Origin of the sequence: Kitasatospora sp. NPDC059722, from assembly GCF_042733235.1 — a bacterium.
Classification (GTDB): domain Bacteria; phylum Actinomycetota; class Actinomycetes; order Streptomycetales; family Streptomycetaceae; genus Kitasatospora.
This window is the reverse complement of sequence record NZ_JBHWGD010000014.1, coordinates 42,292-57,969: the sequence shown is the minus strand read 5'-3', so window position 1 is coordinate 57,969 and position 15,678 is coordinate 42,292. Positions and strand designations below refer to the sequence as shown.

Below are 15,678 nucleotides of genomic sequence, written 5' to 3'. Positions count from 1 at the left end.
TTGTCTCTTCGCGGCGGTGGCAGGCCCATATGGACCGCCGGCGCGGGCCGTGGGGGGCCCCGCCCCCCCCGGCCCCCCCCGGCCCCCCCCCCGCCCCCCCGCCGGCTACCGGCTACCGGCCGTCAGCCGGTCGAGCTCGTCGGCGATGTCCGTCCACCGCTCCTCCGGCAGGTTGTGCCCCATCCCCGGGTAGCCGACGAACCGGGCACCCGGGATCCGCGCCGCCACCGCCCGTCCTCCGGCCGGACGGACCAACGGGTCGTCCTCCCCGTGGATCACCAGGGTGGGCGCGGCGATCCCGGCCAGGCCCGGGGCCGGGAAGCGGACGGCACGCGAGGCGGCGAGCTGGCGGCGGCGGGCCGTCGGATCGTGCGGGTGACGGGCGTGGCACTCGGCGGCCACCGCGCGGGCCTGTTCCTCGGGGAAGCGGGCCCCGTCCGGGTAGGTCAGCCGCAGCACGTCCACGGTCCGGCGGATCTGGCTCGCCCGGTCGTCCCCGTACCGGCGGAACGCCAGCTTGAACGGGCGCAGCGGGTGGACGTACGCGAGGGCGCTCGCCGGCCGGTCGACCGGGATCGACAGCATGGAGGTCAGCGTGCGCACCCGTTCGGGCGCGGTCGCCGCGAGGTACTGGCCGAGCCCGGCGCCCATGGACGCGCCGCAGAGGTGGGCGTCGTGCCAGCCGAGCGCGTCCAGGACGGCGAGCGCGTCCCCGGCCATGTCGACGGCGGTGTACGCGGTGCCGCGGTGCCCGGTGAAGTGCGTGGAGAGGCCGCTGTCGCGGTGGTCGTAGCGGACCACCCGGTAGCCCCGCCCGGCGAGCAGGCGGCAGAAGTCCGTCCACCACCACAGCATCTGGCCGTCCAGGCCGGCGATCAGCAGCAGCGGCCGCCCGTCCGGTTCGCCGAACGCCTCGTAGGCGATCTCCACCTCGCCGTTCCTCGCCACCGCGCGCTCGTACGGGACTGACACGACCATCGGGGCCCCCTCGCCTCGCCGATTTTCACCATGCACTCGCATGGTAAAAGCCGCCGCGTATGCTTGGCAATGCACTCGCATTGCCAAACTGCCCCACTGCCGAACTGCCGCAGTGCCCGACCACCAGACGGACCGTCACGGGAGAACCACCGCCCATGCCCAAGCAGGTCGACCGCGAGGAACGCCGCCGCCACATCGCCGCCGCCCTGCTGCGGATCATCACCACCCGCGGCCTGGAGGGCGCCGGCCTGCGCGACGTCGCCGCCGAGGCCGGCGTCTCGATGGGCGCGGTGCAGCACTACTTCGCCACCAAGGACGAGATGCTGCGCTTCGCCATCGAGTACAACCACGAGCTGCTCACCGCGCGCTTCGCCCGCCTCTTCGCCGGCGACCGGATGCCCACGACGGTGCGGGAGCTGCTCGGCCGGCTGCTGGTCGAGCTGCTCCCGCTGGACGAGCAGAGCCGCGACGGCGCCCGGATGGGCGCGGCCATCCTCGCGCGCGGCGCCGTCGACCCGTCCGTGCGCGACGTCGTGACGATGGTGTACGAGGGCGCCACCGGCTTCCTCGCCCAGCAGCTGAGGCTCGGCCAGGAGCGCGGCGAGCTCCCCGCCGACCTCGACCCCGACCACGCCGCCCGCGCCCTCCACACCGTCGTCGAGGGCCTGCGCTGGCCCGTCCTCTTCGGCGTCTACCGCGAGGCCGACGCGCTCGCCGTCCTGGACGAGCACCTGGACCGGCTCTTCGGCTAGGGCGCTTCAACCGGCGTGGTGAACACTGCGCCCGCCCGGAGCAGGTTTCCCAGCGGGCGGTTCGCCGAGAAACCTGCTCCGGCCTGCGTGCGGTGCGGGCGGGCACCGGGAGATGACGCGGGCTACCTGCGCTGGAGGTTGACCGCGTCGTCGCGGACCCAGTCGTAGTGGCCGCCCTGGCCCTGCGGGGTCTCGTAGAAGGTGTGGCCGTCCCACTTGGTCGCGCTGCCGGTGAGCTTGACGCACTGGTCCTTGCGCCACCGGCTGCCCAGGTTGGTGAAGCCGCCGACCTCGTTCCAGGTCCGGATCCAGTCGGTCCGCTGGCGGTTCGGTTCGCCGTAGACGCGGATGTCCGCCCGCCAGGCGTCCGCGAGGTCCTTGGTGACCCTCGCGTCGCAGTTCACGCTCTCCGCGACGTCGCGCAGCTGGTCCAGGTCCACGAGGTGGGACTCCACGTAGCCGCCCTCGCCCCTCCTGACCACCGCCTTGGCGAACTGCTTGTACACCGCGCCCTTGTCGTTCTCCTTGGCGATGCTCCAGTAACCGTCCCAGCCGGTGTACCAGCCGGGGGCGTACTTGTTCTCGTCCAGCTCGATGAAACAGGTGTCCTTCGCGACGCTCCGGACCGTGCCCTGGGCCCGGCGGTAGCTGCCGTCGGCGTGGCTCAGGTAGGAGACCGCCTCCACCTTCGTCCACCCCGCGCAGGCCGCCGCGCCCGTCCCGGCCTGGGGCTGGGCGACGGCCTGCATGCCGCCGCCCAGCACGAGCGCGGCGGCGGCCACCACGGCGGCGATCGGGACCTTGGTATTCACCACAGGAACTCCTTGTATCTGATGACGTGTCAAACATGCAGCGCAGCAACCAGCAGCGAGATCGAAGAGCCGCGGCGCCCTTCGGGGTCGGGTCGCGGACAGCGATCTGGGCCGCCCTTGCCGTGAAGGGCGGCCCAGTGACCGAACGGTGCGCCCGGCTTCCCGCGTAGTCGCGTGCCGGTCAGCCGCCAGGCGCCGGGGCGGTCACGCCTCGGCCTGTCACTCCGGCAGGGGCTTGACGATCGTGTGGGTGATGACCTGTCCCTGGATGTGCTTGACCTCGAGCTTCTGATGGCCGACCGGCTGGGCGGCCTTGACGGCTGTCGGCTTGGCGGCGGTCTCGGCGGCGGCGGCGGTCTCGCCGGCTTCGGGCTCGTCGGCGGTGGTCTCGGTGGGCTGGTCGTCGGCCACGGACGGGCTCCTTCTGTCATGCGCGGATCGGACTTGGTCGATCTTCCCCGGCGGCGACGTGGAGTAACCGGTCGAATACCGGCCAGGCGGGCGCGGTAGTGGCCTGGACGGTTCGTCGAACGGGCACGAGCGGCCGCCGTCCGGGGCACGGTGTTTCCACAGGACCCGCCGGGCCGGGTCACCCGTGCGACGGGTCCCGCAGGACAGCGGGAGGCCCGCCGACCGAGCATGGGGGCGTGCGGCGAGCGCGTCCGGTCCCGCACACCCGACTGCGGGCCCGCCGCGTCCCACCGGCGGCCGCCCCGGCCAGACCCCCAGGAGTCCCCGATGACCCCGCTGCCCACCGTCGCCGACGGCATGAGCGCGCCGGAAACCATCACCGCGCTGCGCACGCTCCTCGACGAGCACGCCGCGACCATCGCCCACCACCCCGCGACCGTCGACCGCATCCGGGTGCTCGTCGCGGAGATCGCGGCCTTCCCGTCCCGCGACGGGTCCAGGGGCCACGCAGGCATCAGCACCGACACCGGCACCGGCCACCGGAGCGCTCCCGGCGGGCCCTCGCAGATCGACGCCGTGCTCGACCGCCTGATGGCCCGGACCGGCCCGCTCAGCCGCGACGCCGAGGTGACGGAACGGATCCGCCGCCTCCACCGCGCCGTCACCGACGCCGCCAACGCGTCCCCCGGCACCGACACCCTCTCCCAGCGCGAACGCGCCTCGGCCCTCGCGCTCCTGGACCTCCTGATCGCGCGGGCCCCGGAGATCGGCGCCGACCCCGGGGCCACCGAACGCGTGCACACCCTCAACGAGGCCGTCAGCCTGGAGAACTGACCGCGGACGCACCCGACGCCTCAGGCGGTGCCGAGCGGGTTGAGGAGCGCGAAGCGCCAGGTGCCGTCGTACGGGTCCCGGCGGGCGATGTTGGCGGTGGTGCCGGTCCGGGCGGTCCGCCCGCCGCCGGGGGTGTCGACCTCCAGGGTCCAGTCGTTGACCAGCAGGGCACTGCCCGCGCCGACGAGCGTGTGCCGACGGACGTTCGTCAGCTTGCCGTGGACGGCCACGGTGCCGCCGAACTCCGCACGGAGCGCGTCGGTGCCCGTGATGAACTCGCCGGCCACCGTGCGCATGGCCGCGTCCGGGGCGAAGAGGGTCAGGACGGTGTCGACGTCGCCGGCGTTCAGGGCGTGCTCGAACGCGATCGGCAGCTGCGCGGGATCGGTGATGACGGGGACGGACATGGTGAAACATCCTCACGTGTCGTAGTGGTGACGGTGACGGTGACGGCCCTCAGCCGCCGTGCCTCCACGATCCCCCCGGGGCCACCTCCCCGGCGAGGTAGAGTCGGGACTCGCCATGGTCGAAAACGGACACCACGACGTCATCGAGATCGCCTACGACAACCCCGACCCTGCACACCCGGGGGTCGAGGTCCTGACCTTCGAGGCGCTGAAGCAGCGCCTGAAGAGCTCCGTCGCCCGCCGGCCGAGCCGGCTCGACTTCCACCAGCTGGTGCTCGTGCGCGGCGGCGAGGGCACCGCGATGGTCGATTTCGTCCCGCACCCGTGCACGCGCGGCACGCTCCTGCACCTGCGCCCCGGCCAGGTGCAGCGCCTGCCGTCCGGCGCCGACGGCCGCCCGGCGGCACTCGACGCCGTCCTGCTCCTCTTCACCGCCGACTTCCCACCGCCGCTGCCCGCGACGCACGCCGCGCTCGACGGCTTCGGCCCGGTCGCGTGGCAGCTGCCGCCCGGTGAGTTCGGCGCCTTCGACCGGGCGGCGGCGGAGCTGGAAGCCGAGTACGCGGCACTCCGAACCGGCGCGGCCCCCGCCGGCCTTTCGAGCGCGCTGCTGCGCCAGCTCCTCGGCGCGTTCCTCATCCGCATCGCCCGCCTCCCAGGCCCCACCGGCGAACCCTCCCCCGACCTCTACCTCGCCTTCCGGCGCGAACTGGAACGGTCCTTCGCCACCACCCGCTCCGTCGAGGAGTACGCCGCCCGCCTCGGCTACTCCCCCCGCACCCTCACCCGCGCCTGCCTGGCCGCCACCGGCCGCACCGCCAAACAACTCGCCGACGCCCGCGTCGCGTTGCAGGCCCAGCGCCTCCTCGCCCACACCGACCTCCCCGTCGCGACCATCGGCCGCACCCTCGGCTTCGGCGAGCCCACCAACTTCGGCAAGTTCTTCACCCGCGAGACCGGCCGCACCCCGCGCGCCTTCCGGCGCGCCCAGCGCTGATCCGGCGACAGGTCAGGCTGCTTCGCATCCGCTCCAACGGCCCCATCCCCGCACCCGTTCGAGCGGCCGGCCGCGCCGACACCTCTCCGGGCGCGACCAACCGACGAACCGTCGGGCGAACCTGGCCCCCCAGAGATGCTCTCCGAGTCGGCGCCCCGCGCCGACCGCTCGCCACGGGAGGCGCCCCCTTGAAGAACACCCTCCGGACCAACAGACCCCTGGCCGCCATCGCCGTCTCGGCCGCCGCGATGGCGGTCGTCGTCTCCCCGGCCGGGGCCGGCCAGGCCCTCGCGGCCCGCGCCTGCTTCGACCGCGCCAAGCAGCCCTACACCTCGGTGGTGGACAGCCACCTCCACTTCCGCCCCTTCGGCGGGCGGGCGATCCCCTTCGAGGAGATGACCGACTACCTGCGCAAGAGTGGCGTCCGCTACGCCAACATGTTCGGCATCGGACAGGTCCTGCCCGCCGACTCCGACTGCGTGTACTACCTCGACTGCCCCGGCACGCCGGTGCGGCCCAGCATCCGCAACGACATCGCCAACGCCGAGAACTTCCGCGAGCAGCACCCGGACGACCCGCACCTCACGCTGTCGATGACCTTCATGGACCTGCACCACCCGGAGACCGTCCCCGCCGGAATCGCGCTCTACGACCGCGAGTACCCGAAGATGTTCACCTGGGCCGGCGAGGTCAACGTCGTCAAGCAGGCGCTGTTCGCCAACCAGGCCGAGTCGGCCGACAGCGACGACATCGCCGACTGGGGCCCGTTCATGCAGGTGTACCGGGAGCGCGGCATCCCCGTCACGTTCCACTCCGACCTCGGCAACGACGCGGAGCCGACCAAGTACCTGCACCTGATGGAGGAGATCCTCGACCGGTACCCGGTCAACAAGATCGTGTGGGCCCACATGGGACTCTCGAAGGAGCTCGCCACCCTCGACCCCGACGAGCACATCCGCATCCTCGACCGCCTCCTCGACGCCCACCCGAACCTGACGCTCGACCTCAGCTGGCGCGTCCTGGAGGACCTCTACTTCAGCCGCCCGGGCGTCCGCGAGAAGTACGCGGCCTTCCTCGACCGCCACCCCACCCGGGCGATCACCGGGACGGACTTCGTGGCCGCCCGGAACAAGGACTACGCGGTCTACGAGCAGGAACTGGAGGTCACGAGCCGGATCAACCGCGCGCTCGGCAACGAGGCCTTCCGGGACATCGCCCTCGGCCAGAACTACTTCGCCCTCCTGGGACTCAAGGACGAGGCCCCGCGCATCTGCCGCACCCGTCCGCGTTCCGACGCCTGACGGTCGGAGCCCCCACAGGCCCTTGTGCATCAGGTCCGTGGGGGCCCACCGGGCTCAGCGCGCCGCGAGCAGGTACCCGAGGGCGGCGGCGGTCCCGGACGTGATCAGGCCGGACGCCAGGAGGTGGAGGCGGGCCGGCACCTCCAGCGTCAGGCGGATCCCTCCGACGCGGACGTCCAGGACCGGGCCGACGGGGTCGGGCCGGGTGAGGGACTCCGACGAGGCCTGAGCTGGGATCTGGTCGTGCGACATGGTCGCGTCTCCTGGCGGTGCGGTCGGGTCCGGCGGACCCGGTTCGTTTCGGGCATAGGTCGGGCGCACCGTCCGGACCCACGCGAGCGGCCCAAAAATCTTTTCCCGAAAGAATTGTGACGATGCGTGGGATCGCGCTCATCCGCGGGCCTACAACGCCGACAGGAGCAGCGTGGTGCTGGGCCGCAACGCGGGAGGGTCGATGGTGCAGGTCGAGAGGAGCGGCGCTTCGCCGTACCCGGCACCGGCCAGAGAGCCCGCCCGCGCCCCGGCCGACTCGCTCGCGCGCCGGAAGGCGGACCAGGACCTCGTCGACCGGCTCGCCGCCGGGGGCTGGACCGGGCCCGACTACGTGCTGTTCGAAACCGCGATGATAGCCACGGGCACGAAGGTGCTGCGGCACTGGATCGTCACGGAGCAGATCCACCACCGCTGTTTCACCGCCGGCCGGCCCCTGGACACGGATGCCGGGACGCGGCGGGTCCTCCGCGAGCGGGTGGACGAGCGGGAGTCGCTGATCGGCGAGACGGTCGCCCTCGCCTGGACGCGGTTCCGGGAGAAGGCCTTGATCGAGGGCGGCTGGAGCTGCGCCGGCGGTGCCACGCTCGCCTCCTACTTCGTGGGCGCGGTCCTGCTGGCCTTCCCCGGCGCCCACCGACGCTGGTGCCGGGAGTTCGGGGCGGGTGCCGCCGTCGAAGTCCCGCTCGGCGACGCGCTGCCCGACATCGTGGACGGCGGGGAAATGCAGCAGGACCGCGCCCACGACGACATCGTGCCCGACCTGGCGGCGTCCGAGACGGTGATCGCCGACCTCGGGCCGGACCTCACCCCCGAACAGTGCCGGATCCTCGCGGAGATCTTCCGCTGGCGCGCCCTGGGACTCACGGACAAGGAGATCGGGGCCCGCCTCGGACTCTCCGAGGGCGCGGTCTCCATGCGGGTCAAACGGCTTCGCGACCACCTCGGCCGCGGCCGGCAGCGCGGGCCCCGACAACCCGGCGAGCAGCAGGACCCCACCAACGAGGAACGGAGGAGGACGCACCCATGACCAATCCCATGCCCGAGGCCGTCACCGGCGACCTGATCCGTTGGGCCCTCACGACTCTCCGCACCGCGGGCACGAGCGACGCGGGCGTCTGGACGCGGGAGTTGGAGCGTGTCCGCCTGCCGTCGCGCGGAGGCGCGGAAGTGGACGTCGGCAGACTGAGCCCATCGCTGCGGGGCTTCCTGAGGACCCTGCGGGGATCCTCGATCGCACCCGAACTCGATCCGGAGTCCATCGAGCCGGTGCTGGACCGGAACGTCTACGACTGGGATGACGCCGAGGAGGAGAGCCCGGTGGAGGAGCCCGTCCGCCGCGTCGTCGTGGTCGTGGACTGCGAGCGGTCCGGCATCCGCAACCACCGTGACCAGGAGTTCCGGGACGCGTGGTTCCGCGCGGTGACGGAGGCCTGCTCGCGGGTCGTCGGCTGGCAGGACTGCAGGCTCGACCGGGATGACCGGGGTGACGGGGTGATGGCCCTGCTGCCGAGCGACGCGGACGGGGAGTCGATCGCCCGCTGGTTCCGCCTCGTGGCGGCCGGGCTGTCCCGGGAACACCGGCCGCGCTACCTGGCCGGCGTCCTGGGGACCCGGTCATCGGATCGACGCGTGCTCTGGGATCTGGGCCGGAAACTCGCCCTCCTCAGGTCGGTCCGGGACGAATTCCTGCACCGGAACGATCCCGGGCCGATCCTGGTGCTGCCCGAGTCCGTGTGGGAAGACCTGGCCGGACCGGACGGACGGGTGATGGGCATCCGTCGGTGGCAGCAGGTCACGCCGTCCGGTTCCACCGACCGGGCATGGGCCGCGCCCTGGTGGCCGACACCGGCCGGCAGGCCACCGGACGACGCCCTTCGGCGCGCAGCCCGTACCGCGCGGCAACTGGCCGGCGAGCTGACCCGGGCGCGGATCGGACACAAGACGAGGGCCGACCCGGCGTGGGAGCTGGACGAACTCGGGATGGCTGCCAAGCAGTTGTCGGCGGACCTGGCCAATCTGGCGCGCGCCGTGAGCGAGCCGGGCCAGAGGCCGCTCATGCAGGAGATCTTCCGCCAGGCCTCCCATGCCGCGACGAAGTTGACCATGATGGCCGCGTTCGGCCGACGCAGCCACGTGGGGAGCGCCGAGCGTCAGTTGTACATCGTGATGGTGCGCCTCTACGAGATCGTCGGGGACGACGACGAAGCGGAGCCGGTGCACGAACGCCCGCCCGGCCGGCCCGATCAGTGGCGGGTGCATCACCGGCGGCCGGACCTCCGGCTGTCGGCGGCCGTCCGGAGTGTCCACGAGGGCCACTGACCCACACGCCGTGTGGTCCCGCGCACCATCTCGATCGGGATCGAGCAACTCCCGATCCTGGGATCCACGAGAAGTGCCACGCATGATCGAAGTTGATCATTCCACCTTTGCTGCGCCGCCCCTCCCCCTAACGTCTCCCCCGGTACGACACACGAGGGAGCTTGCCATGCGGGACGTTGTGCGGGAGTCGGCGTCGGCCGGGCGGATGGTGGTGTGGGAGGAGTCCGCCCGGGACGGGGCGCAGGCGAAGACGTTGATGCCCGGTTCGTTCCGCGTGCGGCTGGCGTGTGCGCAGGGGGCGGTGTTCGGGGCGGACGGGCCCCGGCACGTCGTGTTCGCCGCGGGGTTCCCAGCCGTGTGCGCCGAGGAGTTCGAGGCGGTGCGGCAGGTGGCGGTGGAGGCGGAGGGGCGGGTGAGCGTCGCCGCCGTGTGCCGGGCGACGCCCGCCGACGTCCGGCAGGCCGTCGCCTCGGCGCGCGGGACCGTGCACGCCAGGGTGATGGCGGTCGTGCCCGCGTCCGAGGCGATGGCCCGGGTGATGGTCCACCAGGGCGCGCGGGAGGCGCTCGCACAGGGCGCGGACCTGGTCAAGGCCGCCCGCGACCTGGACGACGCGGTCGCGATCGACGTGTGCCTGGCCGACGCCTCCCGGGCGGAGCACGGGCTGATGGGCGACGCCGCAGGGGAGTTCACCGCCCTCGGCGCCGGCACGGTGATCCTCGCGGACACCGTCGGGCGGCAACTGCCCGTCGAGGCGGCCGAGATGTTCGCGGGAGTCCGCGCGGCGGCCGGGCCGGAGGCCGTCCTCGGCTCGCACCTCCACAACGACCTGGGCCTCGGGCTGGCGAACACCCTGGAGGCGCTCCGGGCGGGTGTGCGGGTGGTCTCGGCCTCGTGGCTCGGGCTCGCGGAGCGCTCCGGCATGGTGGCCACCGAGCAGGTGCTGTTCCTGCTCGCCCACGCGCCCGAGCGCGCCGCGCGGCTGCTCGGCCTGCCCGGCGACGGCTCCGGGCTGTGGTGGCGGGCGCCCGACCTGACCCGGCTGCCCGCCCTCGCCGCCATGGTCTCCGAGCAGACCGGCGTGCCGCTCACCGTGACCACCCCGGTGGTCGGTTCCGGGGTCGGCACCATCTCGACCGGCACGCCGTTCGTCGATCCCGAGCTGTTCCAGCCGTACGACCCGAGAGCCCTCCTCGGCATCGAACCGAGCATCGTGCTCACCCAGTTGGCCAGCGCCCGCGTCGTCACCGCGGTCGCCGCACGGCTGGGCCACCGGCTCGACGCCGCCGGGGCCAGGGCCGCCACGGCGTGGGTCAAGCGCCAGGCGTTCCGGGCCGGTCGCGCGGTCGTCGACGAGCACGCCTTCGCCGCGTACCTGGACGGCGCCGCCCACGTGGAGGTCCACCCGTGATGCTGTCCGACGCCACCGCCGTCCGCCGTGCCCTAGCCGAGGGCCGGGCGGTCGTCCTGCCCAATCCGGCGCCGCTCACCTGCGTGGTCACCGCGACCCGGCCGGAGGCCGTCAACCTCGCCAAGCGGCGGCCGGCCGGCCAGGCCGTCGCCCTGTGGGCCCACCACCCGGACACGCTCGGCCGGTTGGCCGGGCTCCTCGACCTCGGCCCGGACGCGCTCCGGCTCGCCCGCCGGCTGCTCGACGAGGAGCTCGTCACCCTCCTCGTCCCCGTCCGGGAGCCGGGGAGCGCGCCGCCGTGGCTCGCCCCGGCCACCCAGGACGGGTGGGCACTCCTCTTCGGTGCGCTGTGGAAGCCGCTGGCCGACCTCCTGGAGCCGTTCCCCGTGCTCTACGTGAGCAGTGCCAACCGCACCGGGCAGCTCCCCTCCCCCACGCCCGCCGACGCGGCCGTCGCCTTCGGCCCGGACGTCCCGGTGCTCGCCGATCCGGTTCCGGCCGACACCGCGGCCACCCGTCGCGCGACCACCACCGTCCGGCTAGATTCCGACGGACGCATGGACGTTCACCGCCACGGCGCCCAGGACGGCGGGCACGGCGGCGCCGAGGAGTACCTGGCCCATCTCGGCCGCACCTATGGGGCTGACAGCACGCCGCGAATCGTAACAGTACTTATATAAGTGCTGTTACGATCTGCGCCATGACCGAAGACCCCACCCTCCAGAGCCTCTGGCGCCCCCTCCGACTCCTCCAGGCGTCGATGGACGCGGACATCGGCCGGGTCTACGCCGACGCGCGGATCGACGGGCTCAAGCCGACCTTCGTCATGGAGCTCCTGCGGCTGCACACCCACGGGCCGATGACCATCACCGAGCTGGCCGAGTCGGTCGGGCGGACGCACTCGGCGCTCAGTCAGAAGGTCGCCGCGATGCGCGCGGCGGGCTGGGTGCGGACCGTCCCGGGCGATGACGCGCGCAGCAAGAAGGTGACGCTCACCGACGAGGCCCGCGCGATCACCGGTCGGCTGGCGGCGGAGTGGCGGGCCACCGAGGCGGCGCTGGCCGAGATCGAGGCCGAGATCCCGTACCCGCTGAGCCGGGTGGTCGCCGACGTCGAGCGGGCGCTGGAGCGCCGGAGCTTCCACGACCGGATCGCCGAGAAGCTCGCGGAGGACCCGGCATGGGACTGAGCGGCGCCCTGGTGGACATCGGCCCCTGACGGTCCTCGCCCGTCTTCCGGCGGATGTGGACGGGCAGTCGCCGTCCTCGGTCGACAGCCAGATGACGGTCGTCGGCGTGATGTTCCAGGTCTGGGAGTCGACGAGGGGCACCGGCCGGTTGCTCCCGCGGTGCCGAGGACGACCACCGCAGGCCGAGCGAGCCGGCGCACGGTTACCGGGTTTCGAGGATGCCCTTCAGGACGTCGAGGTTCTTCGCGACCGCGCGCTTGACCCGGGGGCCGGCGATCACGGCGACGGCCTTGAGGGCTCCCGGGGCGGCGAGGTGGGCGGTGTTTGGACTCACTGCGTGGTCACTCAGGCGCGCGACGGCGAAGCGTTCGACGCTCCGCGCCGGCGGATCGCCTCGCTCGGCGCGTCCGCACCCATGATCTCGTCCAGCAGGGCGCGGGCAGCGGCGAGCTCGTCCATCTGCCGGGTGATCCGGGCGCGTTCGCGGGCCAGGCCCTCCAGCAGTTCCGGGCAGGTCGGGCCGGGGCGGCGGCGGCCCGGGAGCGGCAGGCCCGGCAGGATCTCGGCGATCGCGGCGCTGTTGAGTCCGGCGGCGAGGAGGGTTCGGATGCCGTGGACGGCGTCCACGTCCCGTTCGCCGTACTCGCGGTAGCCGCTGGGGCGGCGCTCGGGGGTGAGCAGCCCCTGCTCCTCGTAGTAGCGCAGGGCGCGCGGCGTGACGCCGGTCCGCCGGGCGAGCTCTCCGATCCGCATCGCGGGCACCTCCTGAGGACGGGACGGGCGCCGCGTCCCGGCTTGACTCTGACGTCGGCGTGAAGGTCTAGCGTAACCGGCATGCCGAACGAACGATCTTCCTCAACCACCCCTGCCCGCACCGCCGTTGCCGTACTGGGCCTGGGCCCGATGGGCCGGGCCCTCGCCGGGGCGCTGCTGGCCGCCGGGCATCCGACCACCGTGTGGAACCGCACGCCGGGCCGGGACGCCGACCTGCTCGCCCGCGGTGCGCGGTCGGCCGCGAGCGCCGCCGAGGCGGTGGCCGGCTCACCGCTCGTCCTGCTCTGCGTCCGCGACCAGCCGGCCGCCCGGGCCGTCCTGGACACCACCGCGGCGGCGCTGCGCGGCCGGACCCTCGTCAACGCCACCTCGATCGCGCCCGACGACGCCCGCGCCAACGCCACCGACGCCCGTGACTACCGCCTGCTCGACGCCGCGATCCTCACGCCCACCCCGACGATCGGCAGCCCCCTGGGCACGATCCTGCTCAGTGGTGACCCCGAGGCCTTCACCGAACACCGGGAGACGCTCCGGGCCCTCGGCACCGTGCGCCACGTCGGCACGGACCCAGGACGGGCGGCGGCCTTCGACGCGGCCCTGCTGGACCTGTTCTGGACCACCGTGCACGGGTACGTCCACGCCCTCGCGCTCGCCCGCGCCGAGGGCATCAGCGGCGCCGAACTCGCGCCGTACGCCCAGGGGTTGCCACTCCTGCTGCCCCCGCTGATCGACGACTTCGCCCGGCGCGCCGACGACCGCCGGCACCCGGGCGACCGCAGCAGCGTGGCCTCCGCCGCGGCCGGTCTGGCGCACGTCGCCCACACGGCCCGCGCCCGGGGCCTGGACACTGCCGTCCTGGACGCCGCGCTCGCCCTCACCCGCCGGGCGGCGGAAGCGGGCCACGGGCCGGACGGGGTGTCCGCGCTGGTCGACCTGCTCGCCGCCTGAGGACCGGACGGAACGTCAGACGCGGCGGCCCCAGGCCGAGATCAGCGGGGCGGTGGCCAGGTCGAGCTTCCCGCTCTCGACGGCCGCGAGGTGCCGGTCGATCTCCTCGTCCGTCGCGAGGCCCTTCTCGACCAGGAGGCCCCGGACGTGCCGCACCGTCGAGGCCTCCAGCACGGCGCACGCGGGCGAGGTGATCGGGAAGTACGCGTCGGCCTGCACGTCGGCGAGCCCGGCCTCACGCAGCACGCGCGGCAGGGTGCGCCCGTAGGCGAGGTCGGCGCCGCGCGAGGCCATCAGCTCGCGGAAGCCGTTGCGCAGCCGGTTGGCGAGCCGCTGCTCGGGGCCGGACTCGTCGGGGCAGATCAGCGGCATGAGCGCGGGGTCGGCGTCCTCCAGGAGGAGCCGGCCGCCGGGGCGCAGCGCCCCGACCATGCGGCGCAGCGCCTCGGCACGGTCGGGGACGTGGACGAGGACGAGCCGAGCGTGCACGAGGTCGAACTCGCCGGGCGGCGGCGGGTCGGCGACGACGTCGTGGGTGAGCACCTCGATCGTGCCGTCGGCGATGCCGCTCGTCCACGAGGCGTCGATGTCGGTGGCGACCACCGTCCCGGTCGGGCCGACGCGCTCCGCCAGCCCGAGCGGGACGGACGGGCCGCCGGCGCCGACCTCCCAGACCCGCATGCCCGGGCCGAGGCCGATCCGGTCGACGTGCCCGAACGTCACCGGGTTGAAGATCTCGGCGAGGGCGTCGAAGCGGACGCCGGCCTCCGCCCGCCGGTTGTCGAGGAGGTAGCCGCGGTCTTCGTCGTGATCAGCCATGCGCCGATTCTCGCAGAGGACCGTCACAGGCCGCGGATGGCCTCCCCCAGGTCGGGGCCGTAGGAGGACCAGCAGGAGATCGAGCCGTCGGAGTCCAGGTCCCCCATGTACCAGTCGTCGCCGGCCTTCACGAGGCAGAGGCCGTGGAAGGAGATGATGATGCTCGGCCGGAGGGTCTCGTGGTCGGCGCGGCCGTGCACCTCGACGACGACGAGCCGGGCGAGGGAGAGCAGTTCGGCTTCGGAGTCCCCCGAGGCGGTGCGGATGCGCTCGATCGTCCAGCCCTCGGGCAGTCCTTCGTCGGAGCCGTCGTTCCCCACCGCGCGGTCGTACCGGGGTCTGCTCACGGCCGGCCGCCCGCGATGACGCCGAAGTGGCCGTCGAAGCGGCGGTAGAGGACGCGGCCGCGGCCGGTGACCGGGTCGGCGTAGAAGAGGAACGGCAGTTCGGCGGCCTCCGCACTCGCGACGGCCTCGTCGTCGGTGAGGCGGCGGGCGCCGCGCGGGTGGAGCGTCAGCGGCACGGCGCAGCGGTGCGGCGGGGCGGCGGCCGTCGTGCGGGCGAGGCGGTAGCCGGTCGGGCCGGTGCGGTAGACGACGGCGTCGGTCTCGGTGGCCGGGTCGGTGAACAGGTGGATGTCGTAGTCCATCGCGTCCAGGGTGCGCACCGCGGCGTCCGGCGAACACCACACCAGAGACGGGGACTTGACCCGGACGATCCGCCGGGAGCCGTCCGGGACGGACACCTCCTCGGACCCTCCCGGCGTCCACGCCCGCGGCTTCCACACCCCGCCGACCGCCGCGATCCGCCGCCGCAGCCGCTCGCCGATCCCGTCCACCGCCTCCGCGAAACCGGGCGCCGCCGTCTGCACCCGCACCCGGCGGCCGTCCACCTCGGCGTTCACCTGCGCCAGAACGCCCGCGCCGGTGGCCGACAGCCTGACCTTCAGCGCCTCGACGAGCGCGTTGGCCCCCTGCACCGCCGCCGCGACCCGGGCCCGGCCCTCGGCCAGCACCTCGCGCGACACCCCTCCGAAGGCCACCACCGCGATGTCCGTGCTCATCTCCGCCATCCTCCTGCCACTCGGTGGACCCCGCCCAACAGCACCCCCTACGCTGCGCGCCCGCCACTCCCACCACAAGAGGCCAACGGCCCCATCGCGGCGGAAAGGACCGATTTCCGTTGCACGACGGCGCCATCCGTCCCCATACTCGGGCGCGATGAAGGGGACGACGGACATCGAAGGGCTGCGGGCCGCGGCCGCGCGCCTCGTCGGCGGCGTGGTGGAGCAGGTGCGGGTGCCGCTCGACGGGGGCGGCCGGTTCGGGCTGCAGGTCCGGCTGACGCGGCTGCTGGACGACGGGAGGAGGCAGGTCCGGCGCCGGTGGCTGGCGGTCCACGCGCCGGCCGGACCGGTCCGGCCGGGTCCTCGGCTCTGACGGTGAATCCGTCG

At 73.6% G+C, this 15,678-nt stretch carries 21 protein-coding genes; 11 read left to right on the top strand and 10 right to left on the bottom strand.

Annotation, left to right across the window (positions count from 1 at the left end; all coding sequences use genetic code 11):
* Nucleotides 1–105: 105 nt before the first annotated feature.
* Nucleotides 106–978, bottom strand: a complete 873-nt coding sequence (locus ACFV4F_RS11975) for an alpha/beta fold hydrolase (RefSeq protein WP_380501852.1) — start codon at nt 976–978, stop codon at nt 106–108.
* A gap of 155 nt (nt 979–1,133) precedes the next feature.
* Between ACFV4F_RS11975 and ACFV4F_RS11970 the strand changes: the two genes are divergently transcribed.
* Nucleotides 1,134–1,730, top strand: a complete 597-nt coding sequence (locus tag ACFV4F_RS11970; protein ID WP_380438302.1) for a TetR/AcrR family transcriptional regulator — start codon at nt 1,134–1,136, stop codon at nt 1,728–1,730.
* Nucleotides 1,731–1,852: 122 nt separating this feature from the next.
* Here the strand turns inward: ACFV4F_RS11970 and ACFV4F_RS11965 are convergent, their stop codons facing one another.
* Both ACFV4F_RS11965 and ACFV4F_RS11960 read right to left on the bottom strand, forming a co-directional pair.
* The gene (locus ACFV4F_RS11965; protein ID WP_380501850.1) at nt 1,853–2,542 is read right to left on the bottom strand and encodes a hypothetical protein; all 690 of its coding nucleotides are present in this window, start codon (nt 2,540–2,542) and stop codon (nt 1,853–1,855) included.
* 219 nt (nt 2,543–2,761) lie between these two features.
* Nucleotides 2,762–2,953 (bottom strand): hypothetical protein, encoded by a 192-nt coding sequence (locus ACFV4F_RS11960; protein ID WP_380501848.1) that lies wholly within the window; start codon nt 2,951–2,953, stop codon nt 2,762–2,764.
* A 327-nt stretch (nt 2,954–3,280) separates the two neighbouring features.
* Between ACFV4F_RS11960 and ACFV4F_RS11955 the strand changes: the two genes are divergently transcribed.
* Entirely contained in the window at nt 3,281–3,787 is a 507-nt protein-coding gene (locus ACFV4F_RS11955) for a hypothetical protein (protein ID WP_380438298.1), read from the top strand.
* A 20-nt stretch (nt 3,788–3,807) separates the two neighbouring features.
* Here the strand turns inward: ACFV4F_RS11955 and ACFV4F_RS11950 are convergent, their stop codons facing one another.
* Entirely contained in the window at nt 3,808–4,194 is a 387-nt protein-coding gene (locus ACFV4F_RS11950) for a YybH family protein (RefSeq protein ID WP_380490329.1), read from the bottom strand.
* A 115-nt stretch (nt 4,195–4,309) separates the two neighbouring features.
* Here ACFV4F_RS11950 and ACFV4F_RS11945 point away from each other — a divergent pair, with 115 nt between their 5' ends.
* Both ACFV4F_RS11945 and ACFV4F_RS11940 read left to right on the top strand, forming a co-directional pair.
* Nucleotides 4,310–5,191, top strand: a complete 882-nt coding sequence (locus ACFV4F_RS11945; RefSeq protein ID WP_380501846.1) for a helix-turn-helix domain-containing protein — start codon at nt 4,310–4,312, stop codon at nt 5,189–5,191.
* 188 nt (nt 5,192–5,379) lie between these two features.
* Nucleotides 5,380–6,492 (top strand): amidohydrolase family protein, encoded by a 1,113-nt coding sequence (locus tag ACFV4F_RS11940; protein WP_380501844.1) that lies wholly within the window; start codon nt 5,380–5,382, stop codon nt 6,490–6,492.
* A gap of 54 nt (nt 6,493–6,546) precedes the next feature.
* Here the strand turns inward: ACFV4F_RS11940 and ACFV4F_RS11935 are convergent, their stop codons facing one another.
* Entirely contained in the window at nt 6,547–6,744 is a 198-nt protein-coding gene (locus tag ACFV4F_RS11935) for a hypothetical protein (protein ID WP_380438290.1), read from the bottom strand.
* Between the two features lie 202 nt (nt 6,745–6,946).
* Between ACFV4F_RS11935 and ACFV4F_RS11930 the strand changes: the two genes are divergently transcribed.
* The 5 genes from ACFV4F_RS11930 (at nt 6,947) to ACFV4F_RS11910 (ending at nt 11,684) form a co-directional block, all read left to right on the top strand.
* Nucleotides 6,947–7,792: a hypothetical protein gene (locus ACFV4F_RS11930; RefSeq protein WP_380501842.1), complete on the top strand. Its 846-nt coding sequence runs from the start codon at nt 6,947–6,949 to the stop codon at nt 7,790–7,792.
* Complete coding sequence (locus tag ACFV4F_RS11925; RefSeq protein ID WP_380501840.1) at nt 7,789–9,084, top strand: hypothetical protein; 1,296 nt, start codon at nt 7,789–7,791, stop codon at nt 9,082–9,084. The genes ACFV4F_RS11930 and ACFV4F_RS11925 overlap by 4 nt, the downstream gene beginning before the upstream one ends.
* A 166-nt stretch (nt 9,085–9,250) precedes the next feature.
* Entirely contained in the window at nt 9,251–10,495 is a 1,245-nt protein-coding gene (locus ACFV4F_RS11920; protein ID WP_380501838.1) for a 2-isopropylmalate synthase, read from the top strand.
* Nucleotides 10,495–11,175 carry a hypothetical protein gene (locus ACFV4F_RS11915; protein WP_380501965.1) on the top strand — a complete coding sequence of 227 codons (681 nt, stop codon included), beginning with the start codon at nt 10,495–10,497 and terminating at the stop codon, nt 11,173–11,175. Before ACFV4F_RS11920 ends, ACFV4F_RS11915 begins: the two co-directional genes overlap by 1 nt.
* A 20-nt stretch (nt 11,176–11,195) precedes the next feature.
* Nucleotides 11,196–11,684: a MarR family winged helix-turn-helix transcriptional regulator gene (locus ACFV4F_RS11910; RefSeq protein WP_380448169.1), complete on the top strand. Its 489-nt coding sequence runs from the start codon at nt 11,196–11,198 to the stop codon at nt 11,682–11,684.
* Between the two features lie 202 nt (nt 11,685–11,886).
* Here the strand turns inward: ACFV4F_RS11910 and ACFV4F_RS11905 are convergent, their stop codons facing one another.
* Both ACFV4F_RS11905 and ACFV4F_RS11900 read right to left on the bottom strand, forming a co-directional pair.
* Nucleotides 11,887–12,018, bottom strand: coding sequence for a hypothetical protein (locus tag ACFV4F_RS11905; protein WP_380501837.1), 132 nt, complete (start codon nt 12,016–12,018; stop codon nt 11,887–11,889).
* 11 nt (nt 12,019–12,029) lie between these two features.
* Nucleotides 12,030–12,437, bottom strand: coding sequence for a MerR family transcriptional regulator (locus ACFV4F_RS11900; RefSeq protein WP_380501835.1), 408 nt, complete (start codon nt 12,435–12,437; stop codon nt 12,030–12,032).
* Nucleotides 12,438–12,518: 81 nt separating this feature from the next.
* Here ACFV4F_RS11900 and ACFV4F_RS11895 point away from each other — a divergent pair, with 81 nt between their 5' ends.
* On the top strand, nt 12,519–13,406 hold the full coding sequence (locus ACFV4F_RS11895) for an NAD(P)-binding domain-containing protein (protein ID WP_380501833.1): 888 nt from the start codon (nt 12,519–12,521) through the stop codon (nt 13,404–13,406).
* Between the two features lie 15 nt (nt 13,407–13,421).
* On the opposite strand, the gene ACFV4F_RS11890 is transcribed toward ACFV4F_RS11895, so the two are convergent.
* Genes ACFV4F_RS11890 through ACFV4F_RS11880 form a run of 3 tightly spaced genes read right to left on the bottom strand, consistent with a single transcriptional unit; the run spans nt 13,422 to nt 15,288 of the window.
* Entirely contained in the window at nt 13,422–14,225 is an 804-nt protein-coding gene (locus ACFV4F_RS11890; protein ID WP_380448177.1) for a class I SAM-dependent methyltransferase, read from the bottom strand.
* A 23-nt stretch (nt 14,226–14,248) separates the two neighbouring features.
* Complete coding sequence (locus ACFV4F_RS11885) at nt 14,249–14,572, bottom strand: hypothetical protein (protein ID WP_380448179.1); 324 nt, start codon at nt 14,570–14,572, stop codon at nt 14,249–14,251.
* A complete protein-coding gene (locus tag ACFV4F_RS11880) occupies nt 14,569–15,288 on the bottom strand; it encodes a sigma 54 modulation/S30EA ribosomal C-terminal domain-containing protein (protein ID WP_380501831.1) in 720 nt (239 codons plus the stop codon). The genes ACFV4F_RS11885 and ACFV4F_RS11880 overlap by 4 nt, the downstream gene beginning before the upstream one ends.
* Nucleotides 15,289–15,445: 157 nt before the next feature.
* Here ACFV4F_RS11880 and ACFV4F_RS11875 point away from each other — a divergent pair, with 157 nt between their 5' ends.
* Nucleotides 15,446–15,664: a hypothetical protein gene (locus ACFV4F_RS11875; RefSeq protein WP_380501829.1), complete on the top strand. Its 219-nt coding sequence runs from the start codon at nt 15,446–15,448 to the stop codon at nt 15,662–15,664.
* Nucleotides 15,665–15,678 lie beyond the last annotated feature (14 nt).